Genomic DNA, 18,390 nt, shown 5'->3' on the forward strand with positions numbered 1-18,390 from the left:
CAGCCGTTGAGCGGCGACTACGCAACGTGGAGGCACTACGCTTAGTTAGCGACTTAGATAAAGTGCGAGTCTCGCACCCGCTCGGCCCTTGACGCGGCAACCCGCATCGTGCCAGGATCAGCGCTCGTCGATGCTGTCAGCCACGGGGGCGACGTATTGTGTCAGCGACACGTCCGACGGTTCTGTCCGTCGCAATAATGGGTAATACCGCGCGCGAGTTATGCGACACGCCAATTGGCGGCCGAATTCGAGGGAATGCGCGTGGTGGCGGATGCCGGCCTCGGGCCCCCCTGCCGCTGCCCTGACCGCCTGGCCCGCCGTCGATTTCGCCGCCACTCGCCACGTCGCCGTGCAGGACGATGCGTTGCCGATGCCGCCGGCATATGGGCAGGAATTCGTCACGTTCGCCGCCGGTTCGGCGGGTCATTCATCCTCGGCCACCTGCGCCGCGACGCGGCCCGCGGGAGACCTCTCGCCGGCCGACCGGGCCCGCACCGAGAAACCAGCATGACGAGGGATGGGGTGACCGGCGGATGCCGATTGTCGAAGCACGGGGTCTGACGAAGGTGTTCCGCCGGCCGGACAAGGACCCGGGCCTCGCCGGGGCGGTGAAGCACCTGTTCACGCGGCGGTACACCGACAAGGTTGCGGTCGACCACGTCGACCTGGCCATCGAGGCGGGTGAGGCGGTTGCCTACGTCGGGCCGAACGGAGCCGGCAAGTCCACCACGGTGAAGCTGCTCACCGGCATCCTCGTGCCCACGTCCGGCAGCGTCCGCATCGACGGCCTGCACCCCCAGCGGGACCGCATCGCGATCGCCCACCGCATCGGCGTGCTGTTCGGCCAGCGCACGCAGCTCTGGTGGGACCTGCCGGTGGCCGAGTCGTTCGCGGTGCTGCGCGACATCTACGGGATCGACCCGGCGACGTACCGCCGCCGGCTGCGGCAATTCGACGACGTCCTCGAGCTCGGTGAGATCCTGCCGATGCTCGGGCGTCGCCTGTCGCTGGGGCAGCGGATGCGTGCCGACCTCGCCGCCGCCATTCTGCACGGGCCCGAGATCGTCTACCTCGACGAACCGACGATCGGGCTCGACCTGGCGGTCAAGGACCGGGTCCGCGAGCTTTTCCGGACGCTGCGGGACGCGGGCACGACGGTCATGCTCACCAGCCACGACCTGGCCGACATCGAGGGATTCTGCCGCCGGCTGGTCATCATCGACGAGGGCCGGATCGTCTTCGACGGCGATCTGCAGGCGGTGAAGGACCAATTCGCCCGGGAGCGGATCCTGCACGTCGAGACCGAGCGGACCGTGCCGCTCGACGCCGTGCGGGCCGCGCTGGCCGGTGCCGAGGTCGCCGCCGGGGAGACGCCCGTGCAGTTCTCCGTGCGCTTCGACCGCTTCGACATGACCGCCGGGCACGTTGTCGCCGGCCTGTCCGGACTGGTCAACCTGGTCGACCTCCGCGTCGACGAGCCGGGCATCGAGGACGTCATCCGCCGGGTGTACTCCGGTGACCTGGTGCTGGGCCAGGCGGGGTCGTCCGCATGAGGGCCTACTACGCGCTCGGCCGGGCGGTGGCGCTGAGCGCCGTGACGTACCGGACCAACTTCCTGCTCGGGCTCGGCGCCGTACTTTTCCAGCTGGTAGCGCTCCTGGCGGTGTGGCGGGTGCTGCTGGCGCAGTCGCCGGTCCAGGGGTTCACGTGGCCGCAGATGCAGGGGTACCTGCTGGTCGCGTTCGCCTCCGGGACCCTGGTGTCGATGATGAGTGACTTCCGGATGGCGTTTCGGATCCAGATGGGGCTGGTGGCCCTGGACCTGGTCAAGCCGCTGGACTACCAGCGTGCCCGCTTCGCCGAGATCCTCGGCGGCGCGTGGATCGAGGTGCTGGTGGTGGCCGTGGTCGGCGGCGCCACGCTCACCCTCACCGGCGGCGTGGCCACCCCGTCCCCGGCCATGCTCGGCCTGTTCCTGTGCAGCATGCTGCTGGTCATTCCGCTCAAGTTCCTGATCGTCTACGTGAGCGCGCTGGCCTGCTTCTGGACGCAGAGCTACGTCGGTGTGCAGATGGCCCGATTCGTCATCATCAACCTGCTGTCGGGTGCGCTGATCCCGCTGGCCTTCCTGCCGGGCTGGCTGGCCACCTTCGCGCAGTGGTCACCGTTCGCCGGGCTGACCTCCACCCCCGCGCTGATCTTCATCGGGCGCGTCGACCCTGGACGCGGGCTCGTGCTGGTCGCCGTGCAGCTGGCGTGGGTGGTTGTGCTGTGGTTCGGCGCCCGGCTGATCTGGCGTGCCGCCATCCGTCAGCTGACCGTGAACGGAGGCTGAGCCGTGCGGACGACGAGGCTCTATGTCCGGCTGCTGGGCGCGCACCTGCGCGCGCTGCTGGAGCACGAGGCCGACTTCTGGATCATGGCGGTGGCGACGGTGCTCACGCAGGTCGTCAACATCGTCTTCCTGACCGCGCTGTTCGCGAAGGTGCCCGCGCTCAACGGCTGGACCTTCTGGGACATGTTGCTGATGTTCGGCGTGGTGGCCCTCGCCGAGGGCGTCGGCTCGTTCTTCTTCGAGGGCACGTGGCGGCTGGCCGAGCAGATCAACATGGGCGAACTCGACTACTTCCTGGTCCGCCCCTATCCGGTGGTGCTGCAGTCGAGCAGCGCGCAAGTCGGCGTCAACGGCCTGAGCAACATGGTCGTCGGCGGCATCATGATCGGCACCGCCGTCGCCCATGTCGACATCCCGTGGTCACCGTGGACGGTGCCGCTCGCCGTCGTGATGCTGCTCAGCGCCGTTGTCATCAAGGTGTCCATCAACCTGGCCACCAACGCGGCGTCGTTCTGGCTGTCCAGCCCCACACCGCTGCTCGCCCTCTCCGTGCACCAGATCGGCGACCTGGCCCGCTTCCCCCTGTCGATCTACCCGTTCGTGATCAAGGCGGCGCTGGGCGTCCTGCTGCCCTTCGCCTTCGTGACCTTCTTCCCGATCGCGTTCCTGCGCGGGACCGGGGCGATGCCCTGGATCGGGCTGCTGACGCCGCTCGTGGCCGCGTACTGCGCCGCGGCGGCGACGGTCATCTTCAAGCGGGGGCTGCTGCGGTACGAGAGCGCGGGCAACTAGATCGAGCACCTGCTCACCAGCCCCAGTCAGGAGAATGATGCATCCCACCGCCGCCGTGCCCGGGCTGTCCGGCCCGATCCTCAGCCTGCCGCCCACCTTCCGTTGGGGAGTCGCCACCTCGGCGTACCAGATCGAGGGCGCGGTCGCCGAGGACGGGCGCACGCCGTCCATCTGGGACACCTTCTGCCGGGTGCCCGGCGCGGTGGCGGACGGCGACCACGCAGACGTGGCCTGCGACCACTACCACCGGATGCCGCAGGATGTGGCGCTCATCAAGGACCTCGGAGTGGACACCTACCGGTTCTCGGTGGCGTGGCCGCGGGTGCAGCCACACGGTCGCGGCCCGGTGAACCCGCGAGGCATGGCGTTCTACGACAGGCTCGTGGACGAACTGCTCGCCTCCGGCATCGACCCGTGGGTGACGCTGTACCACTGGGACCTCCCGCAGGAACTGGAGGACGCCGGCGGCTGGCCGGTGCGCGACACCGCCTACCGGTTCGCCGACTACTCGATGATGGTGTTCGACGCGCTGAGCGACCGGGTGGACACCTGGTTCACGCTCAACGAGCCGTGGTGCTCCGCCTGGCTGGGCTACGTGTCGGGCGACCACGCGCCGGGCCGCAAGGACTTCGCGGCGGGCATGGCCGCGAAGCACCACCTGTTGCTCGGGCATGGGCTCGCCACCCGGCGGATGCGCGCGGCCGCCACCCGTGACCTGAAGTTCGGTATCGCGCTGAACCTGGCCGCGGCACGCCCGGCCACCGACACCGATCTCGATCGGGCGGCGGCGCGGCGGGCGGACGGTTTCAGCGTACGGATCTATCTCGACGCGTTGCGCTACGGCCGCTATCCGGACGACGTGCTCGCCGATCTCGCCGATCGCGACGTCACCATCCCGGTGCACGACGGCGACCTGGAAACCATTGCCGCCCCGATCGACGTGCTCGGCGTGAACTTCTACTTCGGACAGCTCTTCTCCGGTACCGATGAGGCCGGCAACACCACAGGGCCGGACGGCATGCCGGTGGTCCGCGACGTGCCGCAGGACGTGCCGCACACCGCGATGGGCTGGCCGATCACCCCGGACCGTTTCACCGAGCTGCTGCTGCGACTCAGCCAGGACTATCCGGACCTGCCGATCGTCATCACCGAGAACGGTGCGGCATTCGACGACACCGCGGACAGCACCGGGTTCGTCCGCGACGAGGGGCGCACCGAGTACCTGGCCGAGCACATCGGCGCCGTGGCGCTCGCCCGGCAACAGGGCGCCGACATCCGCGGGTTCTTCGCCTGGTCCCTGATGGACAACTTCGAGTGGGGGTACGGCTACACCCAGCGGTTCGGCATCGTCCGGGTCGACTACGAAACCCAGGCGCGGACACCGAAGATGAGCGCACTGTGGTTCCGCGACACCATCCGCCGGATCCGTGCGCGGTAAAGAGGTCCCGCAGGTAGCAGACGTGTGACCGCCTCCCGCTATCTGTCGGCTGGATGACAGAGGATCGACTGCAACCACTTTTCCCGCTGCGGCGTGTTGTCGCCGTGAGACCGGAGAGCCGGTCGTCGAGGGGGAGGAAGGGCAGTGTGAGTACCTTGCTTGACGGGGGCAGAGTGGAAAGTCCGTCCGACAGCGGACCGCCCGACGGCGCCACAGGATTCGACGAGTTCTACGCGGCCTGCTTCCGGCTGCTCACCGTCCAGCTCTTCGCCTACACCGGCGACATGGCCGCGGCCCAGGACGTGGTGCAGGAGGCGTTCTGCCGCGCGCTGACACGGTGGAAGCGCGTCGCCGAGATGGATGATCCCGCCGGCTGGGTCCGCCGCGTCGCCTGGAACCTGGCCACCAGCCGTTGGCGGCGCGCCCGCACGGCGATGGCCTTCGCCCGCCGGCACCGCGAGGAGCACGTGGCGGCGCCCAGCCCCGACCGGGTCGCGCTCGCCCAGGCGCTGGCGACCCTGCCGGAGCAGCAGCGCCGCGCGGTGATCCTGCACTACCTCGCGGACCTGCCCATCGCCGGCATCGCCCGCCAGGAAGGCGTTGCCGAAGGCACCGTCAAGTCCTGGCTCCACCGCGGCCGCGCCGCGCTCGCCGCCCAGCTCGCCGACAAGGAGTCCCGCCGTGCCTGAGTTCGACAACGACGCCCTGCTCACCAGCGCCTTCGCCGATTTCAACAGCGAGGTGTCGGCCTACGTCAAGCCCGCCGGTACGGCCGCGACACGCGCCACGGTGCGGCACCGGCACAAGGTGCGGACCATCGCCGCGGGGGCCATCGCCGCCATCGCGATCGTGACGCCGGTGGCGGCGTACGCGGCCCTCGGTACCGACTCCAATGGTCCACCGGCGACGCCGGGCGTCTCCGTCAGCCCGCGCGAGACGACGACGTCGCCGGCCGCGCCCTCGACGGAGCCGAGCGCCACCGCCACCGCGCCGGACGGGCGGATCGGCAAGACCGACCTCGGCAACGCCACCCTCACCATTCCCGCCTGGCCCAAGGGCTTCGACGAGGGCTGCGGCACGGGAGCGGTGAAGTTCAGCGGCGGCAACGGCGGCGCCCACCCGCCCCTGAAGCTGGAGGGCGATCCGGCGTACGTCGACGTCGACCACGACGGGGCGCAGGAGACGATCATGCTCCTGTCCTGCAGCCCGCAGGGGTCGGACTACAAGGTGCTCGCCTTCGACCGCGACGCCACCGGCAGGATCGTCACCCTGGGGCAGGTGGTCGGCAGCGCCGGCAGCGAGGGCAAGCAGGGCGCCGACATCGAGACGATCTGGGCGGTCCAGGCCGGCGACGACGGGCAGGTCAGGGTCGACGTCGGCGAGTTCCGGCCCTGCTGCGACATGGCGCAGGCATCACAGCACCAGTGGCGTACCTACGGCTGGAACGGCACCGCGTTCACCCAGACCCTCGGCCCGACGGTGTTCGGCCCGAACCCGAACGCCGTCGACCTGTCCGTCACCGTCGACAAGCTCACGATGACCGCGGCCGGCACCGACACCCGCGAAGGCACGCTCAAGGTGACCGTCCACAACAACTCGCAGTTCGCCACGCCCGGCAAGCTGCGGGTCACGGTCGGGCTCCCCGACTCGTGGACGATCCAGGCGATCTCGGGCTGCACCATCAAGCCCGACGCGATGCCGGTGCCCTGCCTGGGCGGCAGCATCCCGGCGGGCGGCACCAAGGTCTACACCGTCAAGGTGATCGCGCCGATCGAGTCGAACCAGTCCCAGGGCGAACTCTGGGTCGGCGCGCAGGACGACAAGGGCGCCACGTTCCCGGACAAGCGGACCACCACTACGGCGAAGTTTCAGATCGTCCAGGGCTGACGCTTCGGTTCCCATGCCCGGGGTAGCTTCCCGGGCATGGGAACTTTGGACGGAACTGTCGCGCTCGTCACCGGGGCCTCCAGCGGGATCGGTGAGGCCGCCGCGCTGGCGCTGGCCGAGCGGGGAGCCGCGGTGGCGCTCGCGGCGCGGCGGGGGGATCGGCTCGCCGCGCTCGCCGCGCAGATCGACGGCAACGGCGGCCGGGCGCTGGTCATCGAGGCCGACATCACCGAGCGGGAGCAGGCCGAGGCGGCCGTGCGGCGCACCGTCGACGAGCTCGGGCGGCTCGACACGCTCGTCAACAACGCCGGCGTGATGCTGCTCGGGCCCGTGGTCGACGCGCCGGTCGAGGAGTGGGAGCGGATGATCTCCATCAACGTGATGGGGCTGCTGTACTGCGCCCGCGCCGCCCTGCCCCACCTGCTCGACAGCGCCGGGCAGGAGCCGCGCCGGGTGGCCGACATGGTCAACGTCAGCTCGGTCGCCGGACGCGTCGCGCGCAACGGCAGCGGCGTCTACAACGCCACCAAGCACGCGGTCGGTGCGTTCAGCGAGGCCCTGCGCCAGGAGGTCACCGGGCGGTTCGTGCGCATCTCGCTGGTCGAGCCCGGCGCCGTCGCCACCGAGCTGGCCGGGCACAACCGGCCGGAGATCCGCTCGACGATCGAGCAGCGGTTCGAGGGCGTCGAGCGGCTCCAGGCCCCGGATATCGCGGACACCATCGCCTATATCGTCACCCGGCCCCGGCACGTGGCCGTGAACGAGATGCTGGTCCGGCCCACGCAGCAGCAGAATTAGCCGTACTGTCGTATCAGCCCCTTATGTGCAGTTTGCGGAAGGCCGGTGCTGATGCGTGTTTCCGGCGTCGTCGCGGACCGGTCGGTCGGCACGAAGATCCTGCTCGCGGTGCTCGTCGTGGCGCTGTTCAGCATCGGTGACGGCATTGTCGGGCTGGAGAGTCTCGGCTCGATCAACGACCAGGTCGGCTCCATGGCGGGGTACAACCGTCAGCTCCAGGTCACGGGCACCCTCCGCGATCTCGCCGGGCAGGCCATCGTCGCCGCGGACGACTACGCGCTCGCGACCGACGCGCCCGGGCGCGCCTCCGCCACGCAGGCCCTCGACGGCCTCGAACGCCAGGTCACCGCGGCCGTCGAGGCCTGCCGGGCGCTCGGGCTGGACGGCGATCAGAGCAGCGCGCTCGACGCGTTTCAGAAGACCTGGCAGCGGTACCTCGGCAGCATCGGCGACAGCCAGGCGCGCGAGGCCGCGGTGCCCGACGTGCGAGCCGCGCTCAGCGCACTGGAGACCGCGACCGTCGCGCGTTCGACCCGCGAGGACGACACCGCCGAGCGCCTGTTCCACGACACCCGCCGGACCGTCGCCATCATGCTCGCGGTCAGCTTCGTGCTGGGTGTGGCGATCGCGCTCGTCATCAGCCGGATGATCACGCGGCCGCTGCGGGCGTGCGTCGGGGCCCTGGACCGCATCGGCGCCGGCGACCTCACCGCGCGCGTCCCGCCGCAGCACCGCGACGAGATCGGCCAGGTGGCGACGGCCCTGAACACCACGGCCGAATCGGTCGCGTCCATGGTGCGCCGCATCGGCCAGGCCTCCGACCAGGTCGCCATGGCCTCGGGTGAGCTCTCGGCCGTCTCCGACCAGCTCGCCCGGGCCGCGGAGGGCACCACGGCCCAGGTCGGCGACGTCTCCACCGGCGCCGACGACGTCTCCCACCACGTGCAGGCGGTCGCCGCGGCCACCGACGAGATGACCCAGGCGATCCGCGAGATCGCGGGCAACGCCGCCGAGGCCGCGGGCGTCGCCCAGTCCGCGGCCCACACCGCCGCCCAGACGAGCTCGAGCGTGGGTCGCCTCGGCGACGCGTCGGCGCAGATCACCACCGTCGTCGCGCTCATCACCGCGATCGCCGAGCAGACCAACCTGCTCGCGCTCAACGCCACCATCGAGGCCGCCCGCGCGGGCGAGGCCGGCAAGGGCTTCGCGATCGTCGCCGGCGAGGTCAAGGACCTGGCCCGGCAGACCGCGGAGGCGACCGAGCAGATCGCGGCCCAGGTCGGCTCGATGCAGCACGAGACGAGCGGGACGATCGCGGCCATCGGCGAGGTCGGGACCGTGATCGGCACCATCAACGACTACGCGGCGACCATCGCGTCCGCGGTCGAGGAGCAGACCGCGGTCACCGCCGAGATCGCCCGCCGCGTGGCCCAGGCCGCGGACGGCTCGTCGGGCATCGCGGGCACGATCACCCACGTGGCGAGCAGCGCGGCCACGGTCTCCAGTAGCGCCACCGAGACCCAGGCGACCGCGGCCGAGCTGGCCCGGATGGCCGCCGAGCTGCGCTCGACCGTCGCCGCGTACCAGGTCTGACCGCGGCGATACGGTGACGGGCATGGGTCGGTACCTGCTCGACAATGCCCAGCCCGAGGCCGGCGCCCGCTTCGGGGCGCTCGCGGAGCTGTTCGACGCCTCCACCTTCCGGCACCTCGACGCGCTCGGGATCGGGCCGGGGCAGCGGGTCTGGGAGGTGGGCGCGGGCGGGGCGACGGTGCCGGCCTGGCTCGCCGCGCGCGTCGGGCCGGACGGGCACGTGCTCGCCACCGACCTCGACGTCTCCTGGCTGCCGGCCGGGGCCGGGTTCGAGGTGCGCCGGCACGACGTGGGCGTGGAGCCTCCGCCCGGCGAGGGCTTTGATGTCGTACACGCGCGGCTGCTCCTGGTGCATGTGCCCAACCGCGCCGAGGCGCTGAGGGCCATGGTCGCGGCCCTGCGCCCGGGCGGGCGGCTGCTGCTGGAGGAGGCCGACCCGGCGCTGCAGCCGCTGGCCTGTCTCGACGAGTCCGGGCCGGCCCAGGCGCTGGCCAACAAGCTCAAGCGCGACTTCCGCACCCTGATGGCCGGCCGGGCGGTCGACCTCGCCTACGGGCGCACCCTGCCCCGGCTCCTGCGCGAGGCCGGCCTGACCGAGGTCGCCGCGGACGCGTACTTCCCGGTCACCGGCCCCGCGTGCGCCCGGCTGGAGCGGGCCACGGTGGAGCAGATCCGCGGCCGGCTGCTGGACGCGGGCCTGGCCATCGCCGCCGAGATCGACGAGCACCTCGCCAACCTCGACGCCGGTGCGCTGGACGTGTCGACGTCCCCGATGATCTCCGCCTGGGGCACGAAGCCCTAGGGCGAGGCGATGTACCCGGTCGCGTTGTAGTGCCGCACGTACCGGTCCGCAAAGTTGTACGACCGCAGCTTGACCCCGTTCGCGACCGTCTCCGGGCAGAAGGTCGCATCGGCGTTGAACAGTGCCGACCCGTCCGCGGCGTCCAGTCGCAGCGCGTAGTTCCGGTGCCCGTCATCGTCGCGATCACGCGCCCGTTGGCCGAGCCGGAGTGCGCGAGGCGGATCGCGCGCGGATACATCGCCGCGTCGGCGGACACGTTGCGGCCGGTGGCCGCCTCGGCCGCGAACTGGGGCAGCAGAACCAAGGCGGCGGCGAGTGCCACAACTAGCTTTTTCTCACAGCCGCGAGGCTGTAGTACTTACATAATCAAATCCATCGTTTTTCGAAATGAAGCTTTCACCAGCTAGATGAGTTGGATGGCCATCTCGTCCAGGTCCTCGGGGTTGGCGACGGCCTCGATCGCGGTGATCTTTCCGTTGATGACCGTGAATGCCAGGGCCAGGTTCACGGCGGCGACGAACGCACCCGGCAGGCCCTCGATGTCGGCCAGGCGGGCGCCCGTCGCGCGGCCGTTGAAGAAGGCCGCGACGACCTCCGCGCCGCGCGTCTCGCCGTGGCCGCCCATCCGCGCCGCGGTCTCGTCGGCGCGCATGACCACGTCGGGGTCGAGCAGCGTCAGGAGGGTGCCGAGGTCGCCGCCCCGGGACGCGGCCAGGAACGCGGCCACGACCTCCTGTTTCCGGCCGCTCTCGCCGGGGTCGGACGGCCCGGCCTGGACGCGGCGCCGCGCCCGGCTCGCGAGCTGGCGGGCGGCGGCCGGGCTCTTGCCGACCACGACGGCGATGTCGTCGAACGACACCGCGAACATGTCGTGCAGGACGAACGCGAGCCGCTCGGTCGGGCTGAGCGTCTCCAGCACCACGAGCAGTGCCAGCCCCACGGAGTCGGCGAGCACCGCCTCCTGCTCGGGGTCCACGTCCGCGGCCTCGAGCCGCTCGGCCACCGGCAGCGGGTCCTCGCGGCGGTTGGTGCGAGCCCGCAGCATGTCGAGGCAGATGCGGCCCACCACGGTGGTCAGCCAGGCGGCCAGGTTGTGCTTGTCCTGGTCGTCCCGGGCCAGCCGCAGCCAGGCCTCCTGCACCGCGTCGTCGGCCTCGCTCGCCGAGCCGAGCATGCGCTGCGCCACCGCCCGCAGCCGCGGCCGGAGCTCCTCGAACTGCCGGGCCAGGCCCTCGTCGCCGGTCATGTCCACCCCTTTTGTGGCCTGCGCCACATTTGTCACGTTATCCCGAGTGCGGTCGTCAACCGGGCGACGAAGCAAACCGCCGCGATGTGACAGGAGACGACGATGTCGAAGGCTCGAATCGACACGACCACCACGGCCAGCCCGGACGTGGTCAAGGCCATCAACCTGCTGTACAAGGCCGCGCACTCGGCCGGCGTGCCGCAGAGCACGCTGGAGCTCGTGCACCTGCGAGCGAGCCAGATCAACGGCTGCAGCCCGTGCGTGGACTCGGGGGCGCGGTCCATGCGCAAGGCCGGCGAGACCGACGAGCGGCTGTTCTCGGTCGCGGCCTGGCGCGAGACGCCGTACTTCACCGACGCCGAGCGCGCCGCCCTGGACCTGGCCGAGCACGCCACCCGCCTCGCCGACAAGGGCGACGCGGTGCCCGACCCGGTGTGGAACGCGGCCGCGGAGCACTTCAAGGACGAGGAGCTGGGCGCGATCGTGCTGTGGATCGCGACCACGAACTTCTTCAACCGCATCAACGCGGCGACCCGCACCCAGGCGCCGCAGATCTGGGGCTGAGTCTCACTCGGAGACCGCGGTGTACCGCCCCCAGCGCCCCTCGACCTGCTGATCGGTCACGTCCACGTCCACGCCCGGCAGCTCCGCCACGATCCGCGCGGCGAACCCGGGCGACAGGAAGTTGTGGTGCAGGTCGAGCCGGCGCAGGTGGGTGAGCGGCTGCCCGGCCAGCAGCGCCTCGGCCCCCGCGTCGTCGAGCACCCCCATCGAGAGGTCCAGCTCCTCGAGGCGCCCGACGACCGGGGCCCCGGCGAGCGCGGCCGCGATCCGGTCGGCGATCTCGGCGTTGCGCAGCCCCAGGCGGCGCAGCGCCGGGAACCGCCCGCCGCCGAGCAGCGGCTCGAGGTGCCGCACGGCCACGCTGCCGCCGTAGTTGCGCACCCCCAGCCAGAACTCCAGGTGTTCGAGCGCCGGCAGCTCGCTGTCGAGCACGGCGGTGACGACCTCGGCGGGCAGCCCGCCGGACTCGAACACGAGCTCCTCGAGGTGCGGGTGGTGCAGCGGGGACAGCCGGAGGTTCGCGGAGCCGCGCACGCGCAGGACGCGCAGCTTCGGGTACGCCGCCAGCAGCGGGTCGAGGTCCCCCTGCCGAATCCACGACACCTCGCACTCGTCGCCGGTGATGTCGCCGAGGAAGAGCGCCTCGAGATGCGGCAGCCGGTGCGCGACCTCGACGAGCTTGTCGATGGGCGCGTCGGCGAACGCGGCGTATCCCCACGAGCCGAGCACCAGCGCGTGCACCGCCTCGGTGTCGATCCCGTCGAGCAGCTCGTCGAACGCCGCGTTGTAGGCCGGGTTCGGCCCCTCGACGTCGTCGGTGTCCTCCTCGAAGAACCCGAACCGCCAGGCGGCCGGCCCGTCGACATCGGGCAGCGGCTCGCCCGGCTCCACGTCCACCACGGGACGCCCGGCAAACGTCTCGGTACTCGCGTGAAACGTCACGGCCCGAACCATACCGCCACCACCGCTGGTGTTTCGGCTCTCTCGCAGCCTCGGCTGAAGCGTCGGTCAGCGTTCGTCGTCGGCGTCGTCTGAGCCTGGCCGCTGGTCGATCTCCGCGATGGCTCGCTCGGTCAGGCGGCCATACCCCTGGATGTCGGCGGCCGGCACGGCCACCCAAGCGGCGCCGGTCAGGTCGTAGCCGAGGTGCGCCGCGAGCTCGCGCTGACCGGCCCACTTGCCGCACAGCAGCTCGAGTTCGGGCCGGACGCGTGACCGTGTGGCCCGTGCTCGCCGGAGAGGGTCTTGGTTGCGTGCGCAGACGGTCAGGATGACCGCGCGAGGAATGACGACGCCGGGCAGCGCACGGAAGAGATGCGCAAGGCGGATCTCCTGACCCTGTTTGCCGAACACGTCCTCCCGCTGCGCGTCCGTGAGCATCTTGAGCGGATTGGGCCGCAGCTGGGTCTTCGGATAGAGCGGCACAGAGTATTCACGCAGCGCCTCGGCAGTCACGCCACGCTTGCCGTCGTGGTTTGCTCCCTCACGCAGCCAAGCGCGATGCGTTCGCATCAGCCGGGCGGTGTGCTGGTCCGCGTTGATGTCGAGCTGGATCAGCAGTGTGACGCCGCATTGGCCTTCCGTCGGGATGGCCCAGTTGGTGGCGATTGTTCCCTTGATCTCTACCCCGACTCCCTCAATCTCCGTGTCGGGATGGCGTAGCTTAGGCAGCTTCAGGTTCTCGAGTACGTGGTACTGAAGCTTCGTGCCGACCGCCCGCCGTTCGTCGCTGTCCACCCGGTCGTCACGGAGGTCGAACCGGTGCGTGCGCGCGCCGTCGAGCACGTAGTAGATGGCATCTTCGACCGCATCGCCCATCTCTTGCACAAGTCCGGTTCGCTGGGTCAGCCAGGACCAGACCGTACGCAGCTCAGGATCGGCGGCTGGCGCAAGCAACTCGTGCGTCTCACCGCGGTCGTTGCTGCACAGCGAGCCGGGCGCGGGAGTTTGCCGCACTACCCGGCGGCGCGCCGAGCTGACTGGCAGAATCCCCAGGTCGAGAGCGAGCTCTTCGGCACTCACCCGCCGAGACTACCGCCCGGATAATCGGAGGGCGTCCCTCGGCTCGGCCGCGATCGGTCAATCTCGGTGAGTATGTCGCGCCTCGCTTCGGGCGGCAGCCGGCTCACCGGTGCCGCGCGAGGAACTCCGTGCAGGTGTCACTGGCTGAGCCAGCTCCTACGGCACGACGCTTCCTCCCGGGCCACAGGCAGAACCGAGCGGCAGGGCGGGTCGCGTCCTGCCGCCTAACTAATCTTGGCGCGGTGCTTGAGGAACAGGTCGTTGCGGACGTGGTCCTGCTGGCCAACAAATGCCTTGAACTTGCCCAGCTTGTAGGCGGTTGCGGTGGACGTGGTTTGCATCTCGACGTCAAAATCGCGGCTTAGCAGGCTGATGCGGTGCTCCAGGTCTGCCGCTTCCAGGGCCTGGCCGAGCGAGCGGCTGATTTGCGCTGGTGTCATGAAGTCTGGGCTGTCGCGCAGAATCTTGTAGATCGGGTCATGCTCCGGCAGCACCCGTTCGATCCGTTCGCCCTTCTTCTCGAGGGCGTTGTAGATGGCGGTGCCGACGGCGTGGGCCACGGGTGGCGGGAATGCGTTGCCGATCTGCCGGTACCTGGTGGTCTTCCGGCCGGTGAACTCCCACGGATAGGCGCCGGACCATCCCTGGATGCGGGCAACCATGTCGGTCGTCAGCTTCGGGCCGACCTCGAATTTGTCTCCACGCTTCGGCGGTGCGTCCGCGACACCCAGGGCGTCGACGCCCATCTCGGCCCATGCGCGTTTAGCGCGGGTTGGGCCGAGGTCGGCGCCCCCGTGCTTCTTTGATCCACCGACGATGGTGGGCGCGATCTTGCTGGCCTTCCTCGACCAGGTCTCGGCGTCCTCCCAGCCATTCGACGCCATCAGGTCGAGCAGTGTCGTGCCCACCGTGGGCGGCGTGCCCAGCGGCTCGGGCCAGGTGAAGTACTCCGCGTGCTCCGGGCGCAGCGCGACAAGTACGAAGCGCGGGCGAAGCTGGGGAACGCCGAAGTCTGATGCTTGCAGCAGGCGCCACTCGGCGACGTAGCCGAGGTCGATGAGGCGGTCCAGCACGTGCTGCCGGTAGCCGGCGAAGCGCGGCATGCTCAGGCCGCGAACGTTCTCCAGCAGGAGTGCCTGGGGCTGCACGACGGACACGAGTTCGATCGCCCAGGCAAAGAGGTCGCGTTCGTCGGTCGCCCCGAGTTGCTTTCCGGCAATGGTGAATGGCGGGCACGGAACGCCGCCAGCCAGTAATCCGATGCCTTTGTAGTCGGCCGGATCCCACACGTTCCGGTCGGCCACGTCGCCTTCGCTGACCTTCCAGTCGGCCCGGTTGTGACGTAGCGTGTTGCACGCGTTCGGGTCGAGTTCGACGGCAAGAGCATGCTCGAAGCCCGCCCTTTCGAGGCCGAGTGCCTGCCCGCCAGCGCCAGCGCAAATCTCGACAGCTTCAAAGGTCATCGCTGGACTCCTCCAGGGCTGGTGCGGCGAGCACGAGTGCACGCGGGTATCTTGCCATCAAATCCCGGTGCAGGCTGGGACCCGGCTTCGAGGAGAGCTTCGTGCCGACTGGCGACCGGAGCGAGGCGCGGAAGCGTGCGCACGCGGCGGGCCTCTACCCCGTGCCGCTCAATGAGGGCCGCTCGCGGAACATGCAAGCCAACCGGCGGTCGAACACGAAGCCCGAGGTGGTGCTCCGTAGCAGCCTGCACCGGCTTGGCTACCGGTACCGCAAGGATCTCTTGCTGCGCCTGCCGGACGGTGTGAAGGTCCGGCCGGACATTGTCTTCACCGCGCGTAGGGTTGCTGTCTTTGTCGACGGTTGCTTCTGGCATTTTTGTCCCGTGCATGGCCGGAAACCTGCGGTCAATGACTGGTATTGGAGTCCGAAGCTCATACGGAATGTTGAGCGCGATCGGACCGTAAATGAATCGCTTTCGAGTGCTGGCTGGACCGTGGTCCGTATCTGGGAACACGAAACTGTCGAGACTGCGGTTGAGCTGGTGATTGATGCGGTCACATTAGCATCGAACAGGAGTTCTACGCCAGAGAACCCTGAATCCGATTCCGGTACGTAATTACCGACATGCTGTGCGTAGTATCGCCTGCTCGTGCTCGACGGATCCAGACATCGATATTCAAGTATGGCGATGCTGCGTTGTCATGGATGTGGAGATGACATCCGTCATGGTGCGGCGATGACGGCGGGCAGGAGTGCGGGGGCCCGCTCGCTCATACCGTCGTGGACATGACCGAGAAGAACATGAACCGCACCCTCGCCGCCGTCCTCGCCATCGCCGCGCTGCACGTGCTCGCGATCGGGGTGACGCTCGTGGCGCTCGGGTCCGCCGGGATCGGGGCCGTCGTGCCGCACCTCGTGCTCGCCGTGCTGCTGCCGCTGCGCGCGTACAAGCTGCGCGGCGGGCGGCCCAAGGCGCGCCGCGTGCTCACGCTCGTGCTCGGCATCCAGATTCTCGCCCACGCCGCGCTGCCGGGCGTGCTCGCGCAGATGCCCGGCTACGCGGTGCCGATCGTCACGCTCCAGGCGCTGTCACTCGTCTGCGAGGTCGCCGCGATCGTGTTCCTGTGGGCGCCCGCCGGCCGTCGCGAGCAGGTGGCCCTGGGGCGTTAGCTCGCCCTCCCGCGCGGGGCGCACGGCCTCGTGGGACACCTCGAATCCGGCTTCCCGCAGCAGCCCGGCGAGCTCGCCGGGCTGCTGGCGGTACCAGGTCACGTCGAGCTCGAGCCCGTCGTGGGAGTCGCGGTGCTTGGCGTCGGAGCCGACCTGGTACGCCAGCATCAGCACGCCACCGGGGCGCAGGACGCGATGGAACTCCGCGAACACGGCCGGGCGCAGCTCCCACGGCACGTGGATGATCGAGTAGCAGGCGAGCAGGCCCGCGAGGGAGCCGTCGGGGATGTCCAGGTCGAGCATCGAGCCGACCTCGAAGCGCAGGTGCGGATGGGCCGCGCGGGCGATCGCGATCAGGGCGGGGGACAGGTCCACGCCGAACGCGTCCAGCCCCAGCTCGGCGAGGACCCCGGTGAGGCGGCCCGCGCCGCAGCCGATGTCGGCGACCGGGCCGGGCTCGTGCAGTACCGCCGCCGCGAACAGCTCCAAGTGCGCGCGATCGGACGGGTCCGAGCTGATGATGTCCAGATGGTTGGCGGAGAGCGCGTCGTAGGAGCGGGCGGTCGCCGGCTCAAAATCCAGGCGCGTAATTTCGGGCACCTCGTTAGCCTTCAGGAGCATGGCTGACATCGGCAAGGTGCTGCGGGACAGACTCGCGGCCGCGTTCGAGACCGTGACCGGATCGACCGTCGACCCCGCCCTGCGCCGATCCCGGTTCGGTGACTTTCAGGCGGACGGGGCCGTGGGCCGGCCCGACGGGCGGGCGGTCGCGGCGGCGGTCGTCGCGGCGGTCGAGCTCGACGATCTGTGTTCCGACGTGAGCGTCGCCGGGCCCGGATTCGTCAACCTCACGCTGTCCGAACGCGCACTGGCCGACCGGCTCGCCGACGCCGCGGCCGACCCGCGTCTCGGAGTGTCCACTGTGGAGCCCGAGACCGTCGTGGTGGACTACTCGGGGCCGAACGCCGCCAAGGAGATGCACGTCGGGCACCTGCGCTCGACGGTCATCGGGGACGCGGCGGTGCGGGTGCTCGAGCACCTCGGGCACACCGTGATCAGGCAGAACCACCTCGGCGACTGGGGCACCAACTTCGGGATGCTGGTCGAGCACCAGGCCGGCGGGGCCGAGCTCGACCCCGCCGACATGAGCGCGTTCTATGCCGCCGCCCGGCGCCGGTTCGAGGCGGACCCGGACTTCCAGGAGCGCTCGCGCCGGCGGGTCGTGCAGCTGCAGGCCGGTGACCCGGACACGATCGCGCAGTGGCGCACGATCGTTTCGACATCGCAGGTGTACCTCCAGAGCGTCTACGACCGCCTCGGCGTACGCCTGCGGGAGAGCGACTTCGCCGGGGAGAGCCGGTACAACGCGGCACTCGACGGTGTGGTCGACGACCTGCTGGCGAAGGGCCTGCTGCGCGAGAGCGACGGTGCGCTGTGCGCGTTTCTGGACGGCTTCAACGCCCCGCTGATCGTTCGCAAGCGGGACGGCGGCTACGGGTACGCCGCGACCGATCTCGCCGCGGTGCGGTACCGCGTCGACGTCCTGAAGGCGACGCGCCTGCTGTATGTCGTCGGCGCGCCGCAGCGGCAGCACCTCGAGATGGTCTTCGCGCTCGCCCGGGCCGCGGGCTGGCTCCCCGCCACGGTTCGCGCCGAGCACATCGCGTTCGGTTCCGTCCTCGGTACCGACGGCAAGATGCTGCGCAGCCGGCTGGGCGCCGCGATCAAGCTCACGGAGCTGCTCGACGAGGCGGACGCGCGCGCCGGGGCGATCGGGATCGACGCGTTGAAGTACGCGGACCTGTCCAGCGACCGGGTCAAGGACTACACGTTCGACTTCGATCGGATGCTCGCGACCACCGGGGACACCGGGCCGTATCTGCAGTACGCCCACGTCCGGGTCTGTTCGATCTTCCGCCGGGGTGACGTCGACGCGGTCGGCAACGACTTCACGATCACGCATCCGGCCGAACGCGCGCTCGCGCTGGAGCTGCTCGAGTTCCCCGGCGTCGTGACCCGGGCCGGCGAGACGCTCGAGTTCCACAAGCTCACCACGCACCTGCACGCGGTCGCCGTGAGCTTCAGCGCGTTCTTCGAGCAGTGTCGGGTGCTGGAGGCGCCGGAGCCGGTGCGCGCGAGCCGGCTGGCCCTGTGCGCGTTGACCGCGCGCACCCTCCGCGCCGGGTTCGACCTGCTCGGCATGGCGGCGCCGAGCAAGATGTGAGACAGCGCGACGCCATCCCCGGCTGCTACGCTCCGGCGTCCGCCTGCTCCCCAGG

18 protein-coding genes and 1 pseudogene are annotated in these 18,390 nt (G+C 70.2%); 13 read left to right on the forward strand and 6 right to left on the reverse strand.

Annotation, left to right across the window (positions count from 1 at the left end; translation table 11 throughout):
• Nucleotides 1–533: 533 nt before the first annotated feature.
• From AC6JBM_RS45985 to AC6JBM_RS46025, 9 genes are all read left to right on the forward strand, one after another.
• Nucleotides 534–1,553 (forward strand): ABC transporter ATP-binding protein, encoded by a 1,020-nt coding sequence (locus AC6JBM_RS45985; protein WP_497979966.1) that lies wholly within the window; start codon nt 534–536, stop codon nt 1,551–1,553.
• Entirely contained in the window at nt 1,550–2,335 is a 786-nt protein-coding gene (locus tag AC6JBM_RS45990; protein ID WP_497979967.1) for an ABC transporter permease, read from the forward strand. Before AC6JBM_RS45985 ends, AC6JBM_RS45990 begins: the two co-directional genes overlap by 4 nt.
• Before the next feature lie 3 nt (nt 2,336–2,338).
• Entirely contained in the window at nt 2,339–3,127 is a 789-nt protein-coding gene (locus tag AC6JBM_RS45995; protein WP_497979968.1) for an ABC transporter permease, read from the forward strand.
• A 37-nt stretch (nt 3,128–3,164) separates the two neighbouring features.
• On the forward strand, nt 3,165–4,565 hold the full coding sequence (locus AC6JBM_RS46000) for a GH1 family beta-glucosidase (RefSeq protein ID WP_497986691.1): 1,401 nt from the start codon (nt 3,165–3,167) through the stop codon (nt 4,563–4,565).
• A 173-nt stretch (nt 4,566–4,738) separates the two neighbouring features.
• Nucleotides 4,739–5,254 carry a SigE family RNA polymerase sigma factor gene (locus AC6JBM_RS46005; RefSeq protein WP_497979969.1) on the forward strand — a complete coding sequence of 172 codons (516 nt, stop codon included), beginning with the start codon at nt 4,739–4,741 and terminating at the stop codon, nt 5,252–5,254.
• On the forward strand, nt 5,247–6,452 hold the full coding sequence (locus AC6JBM_RS46010) for a hypothetical protein (protein ID WP_497979970.1): 1,206 nt from the start codon (nt 5,247–5,249) through the stop codon (nt 6,450–6,452). Before AC6JBM_RS46005 ends, AC6JBM_RS46010 begins: the two co-directional genes overlap by 8 nt.
• Before the next feature lie 36 nt (nt 6,453–6,488).
• Nucleotides 6,489–7,250, forward strand: a complete 762-nt coding sequence (locus AC6JBM_RS46015) for an SDR family NAD(P)-dependent oxidoreductase (RefSeq protein WP_497979971.1) — start codon at nt 6,489–6,491, stop codon at nt 7,248–7,250.
• A 51-nt stretch (nt 7,251–7,301) separates the two neighbouring features.
• A complete protein-coding gene (locus tag AC6JBM_RS46020) occupies nt 7,302–8,843 on the forward strand; it encodes a methyl-accepting chemotaxis protein (protein WP_497986692.1) in 1,542 nt (513 codons plus the stop codon).
• A 22-nt stretch (nt 8,844–8,865) separates the two neighbouring features.
• Nucleotides 8,866–9,645: a class I SAM-dependent methyltransferase gene (locus AC6JBM_RS46025; RefSeq protein WP_497979972.1), complete on the forward strand. Its 780-nt coding sequence runs from the start codon at nt 8,866–8,868 to the stop codon at nt 9,643–9,645.
• On the opposite strand, the pseudogene AC6JBM_RS46030 reads toward AC6JBM_RS46025, so the two are convergent.
• Both AC6JBM_RS46030 and AC6JBM_RS46035 read right to left on the reverse strand, forming a co-directional pair.
• A pseudogene (locus tag AC6JBM_RS46030) lies at nt 9,642–9,800 on the reverse strand (AbfB domain-containing protein); the annotation flags it as partial. The gene AC6JBM_RS46025 and the pseudogene AC6JBM_RS46030 sit on opposite strands and share 4 nt — an antisense overlap.
• A gap of 248 nt (nt 9,801–10,048) precedes the next feature.
• Nucleotides 10,049–10,891 carry a sigma-70 family RNA polymerase sigma factor gene (locus tag AC6JBM_RS46035; RefSeq protein WP_497979973.1) on the reverse strand — a complete coding sequence of 281 codons (843 nt, stop codon included), beginning with the start codon at nt 10,889–10,891 and terminating at the stop codon, nt 10,049–10,051.
• Nucleotides 10,892–10,993: 102 nt separating this feature from the next.
• On the opposite strand from AC6JBM_RS46035, the gene AC6JBM_RS46040 reads away from it, so the two are divergent.
• A complete protein-coding gene (locus tag AC6JBM_RS46040) occupies nt 10,994–11,455 on the forward strand; it encodes a carboxymuconolactone decarboxylase family protein (RefSeq protein WP_497979974.1) in 462 nt (153 codons plus the stop codon).
• 3 nt (nt 11,456–11,458) lie between these two features.
• On the opposite strand, the gene AC6JBM_RS46045 is transcribed toward AC6JBM_RS46040, so the two are convergent.
• The 3 genes from AC6JBM_RS46045 to AC6JBM_RS46055 form a co-directional block, all read right to left on the reverse strand.
• Nucleotides 11,459–12,397, reverse strand: a complete 939-nt coding sequence (locus AC6JBM_RS46045) for an STM4015 family protein (protein ID WP_497979975.1) — start codon at nt 12,395–12,397, stop codon at nt 11,459–11,461.
• 66 nt (nt 12,398–12,463) lie between these two features.
• Nucleotides 12,464–13,477, reverse strand: a complete 1,014-nt coding sequence (locus AC6JBM_RS46050; RefSeq protein WP_497979976.1) for a NaeI family type II restriction endonuclease — start codon at nt 13,475–13,477, stop codon at nt 12,464–12,466.
• Nucleotides 13,478–13,701: 224 nt separating this feature from the next.
• Nucleotides 13,702–14,940, reverse strand: coding sequence for a DNA cytosine methyltransferase (locus tag AC6JBM_RS46055; protein WP_497979977.1), 1,239 nt, complete (start codon nt 14,938–14,940; stop codon nt 13,702–13,704).
• A gap of 101 nt (nt 14,941–15,041) precedes the next feature.
• Here AC6JBM_RS46055 and AC6JBM_RS46060 point away from each other — a divergent pair, with 101 nt between their 5' ends.
• Together AC6JBM_RS46060 and AC6JBM_RS46065 are read left to right on the forward strand one after the other, a co-directional pair.
• Nucleotides 15,042–15,557: a very short patch repair endonuclease gene (locus AC6JBM_RS46060; protein WP_497979978.1), complete on the forward strand. Its 516-nt coding sequence runs from the start codon at nt 15,042–15,044 to the stop codon at nt 15,555–15,557.
• Nucleotides 15,558–15,727: 170 nt separating this feature from the next.
• Entirely contained in the window at nt 15,728–16,111 is a 384-nt protein-coding gene (locus tag AC6JBM_RS46065; RefSeq protein ID WP_497979979.1) for a hypothetical protein, read from the forward strand.
• On the opposite strand, the gene AC6JBM_RS46070 is transcribed toward AC6JBM_RS46065, so the two are convergent.
• Nucleotides 16,031–16,711 carry a class I SAM-dependent methyltransferase gene (locus tag AC6JBM_RS46070; RefSeq protein WP_497979980.1) on the reverse strand — a complete coding sequence of 227 codons (681 nt, stop codon included), beginning with the start codon at nt 16,709–16,711 and terminating at the stop codon, nt 16,031–16,033. The two genes, AC6JBM_RS46065 and AC6JBM_RS46070, sit on opposite strands and share 81 nt — an antisense overlap.
• Before the next feature lie 19 nt (nt 16,712–16,730).
• On the opposite strand from AC6JBM_RS46070, the gene argS reads away from it, so the two are divergent.
• Entirely contained in the window at nt 16,731–18,335 is a 1,605-nt protein-coding gene (argS, locus tag AC6JBM_RS46075; protein WP_497979981.1) for an arginine--tRNA ligase, read from the forward strand.
• Nucleotides 18,336–18,390 lie beyond the last annotated feature (55 nt).

The sequence above is a fragment of the Dactylosporangium thailandense genome (genome assembly GCF_059739745.1).